The organism is Actinomadura kijaniata NBRC 14229 (assembly GCF_001552175.1).
GTDB classification, from domain to species: domain Bacteria; phylum Actinomycetota; class Actinomycetes; order Streptosporangiales; family Streptosporangiaceae; genus Spirillospora; species Spirillospora kijaniata.
The window spans coordinates 1-1,571 of sequence record NZ_BCQR01000333.1 but is presented as its reverse complement, the minus strand read 5'-3'; the positions used below and the strand labels follow the sequence as shown (position 1 = coordinate 1,571).

The following is a 1,571-nucleotide window of genomic DNA, read 5'->3' as shown; positions in this document are numbered from 1 at the left end:
AGCTGGCGGCCGGCGAGCCCGCCGGGGACGCCGGGGACGCGGCCGCGCCGCGGCGGCACCTCGACCCGGCGTCCGGCGTGTTCGTCGGCGGGCCGGGCGAGCCGCCGCGGATCGTCTACCTGTTCCCGGGCCAGGGCTCGGGCACCCGCTCGGACGGCGGGGCGCTGCGCCGCCGCTTCGAGACCGTGGACGAGCTGTACGAGACGGCCGCGCTGCCCACCGGCGGCGACCAGGTCGAGACGGCGGTGGCGCAGCCGCGCATCGCGACCGCGTCCGTCGCCGGGCTGCGGGTGCTCACCGGGATGGGCGTGGAGGCGCGGGCCGCCGTCGGCCACAGCCTCGGCGAGATCACCGCGCTGCACTGGGCGGACGCCTTCGACGAGGCCGCGCTGCTGCGGATCGCCGCGGCGCGCGGCGCGACGATGAGCGCGCTGGCCGAGGACGACGGCGCGATGGCGGGGATCTCCGCCGACGCCGCGACGGTCGCGGAACTGCTCGCCGAGCAGGACGACGGCGTCGTCATCGCGGGCCGCAACGGGCCGCGGCAGACCGTGGTGTCCGGCCCGTCCGCCGGTCTGCTGCGGGTCATCGGCCGCGCCACCCGGGCGGGGCTCCAGGCGGTGCGGCTGCCGGTGTCGCACGCCTTCCACTCGCCGCTGGTCGCCCCGGCCGCCGAGGCGTTCGCCGGGCACCTGGCGGACGAGGCGCTGGCGCCGGTCCGCCGCCGGGTGGTCTCCACGGTGACGGGCGAGCCGGTCGCGGCCGGAACCGCGCAGGAGCTGCGGGAGCTGCTGCGCGCGCAGATCACCGCCCCGGTCCTGTTCGCCGACGCGCTCGCCGCGGCGGCGCGGGACGCGGACCTGCTGATCGAGGTCGGCCCCGGCCAGGTCCTCACCCACCTCGCCCGCGAGATCACCGGCGTTCCGGCCGTCGCCACCCGCACCGACGAGGACACCCTCACCGGCCTGCTGGGCGCGCTCGGCGCCGCGTTCGCCGTGGGCGCGGGCGTCGAGGTCGCCGAGCTGTTCGCCGACCGGCTGGTCCGGCCGTTCGACCCCGACACCGAGCCGGGCTTCATCTCCAACTTCTGCGAGATCGTCCCGGAGGTGGACGCGGCGCTGCTGGCCGACGCGTCCGCGAGGGCCGCCGTCGCCGCGGGCGCCGCGCCCGCCGCCGGGGCGGTGGACGTCGCGGACATCGACGACCCGCTGCTGCTCCTGCGCACGCTCGTCGCCCGCCGCGCCGAGTTCCCGCTGGAGGCCGTCCAGCCCGACAGCAAGTTCCTCGACGACCTGCACCTCAGCTCCATCGTCGTGTCGGAGCTGGTCGGCGAGGCGATGCGCACGCTCGGCCTGGCCGAGCCCGCCGCGCCGACCGGGTACGCGACCGCCACGGTCGGCCAGGTCGCCGAGGCCCTGCGGGAGCTGGTCGAGACGGGCGCCACCGGCACCGAGGACGCCGAGACGGCCGCCGCGCGCATCGTCCCGCCGGGCGTGGGGCCGTGGGTCCGCGCGTTCGCGCTCGACCGCCGCGCGACGCCCGCGCCCGCCCGGACCGCGCCGCGCGCCGAG

The 1,571-nt window shown here is 78.9% G+C and carries 1 protein-coding gene; it reads left to right on the top strand.

All coding sequences use genetic code 11. The features are described 5' to 3' along the window. Window positions 1–1,571, top strand: a 1,571-nt coding sequence (locus AKI01S_RS48570) for an acyltransferase domain-containing protein (RefSeq protein ID WP_157420778.1), incomplete at both ends; no start/stop codon positions are given.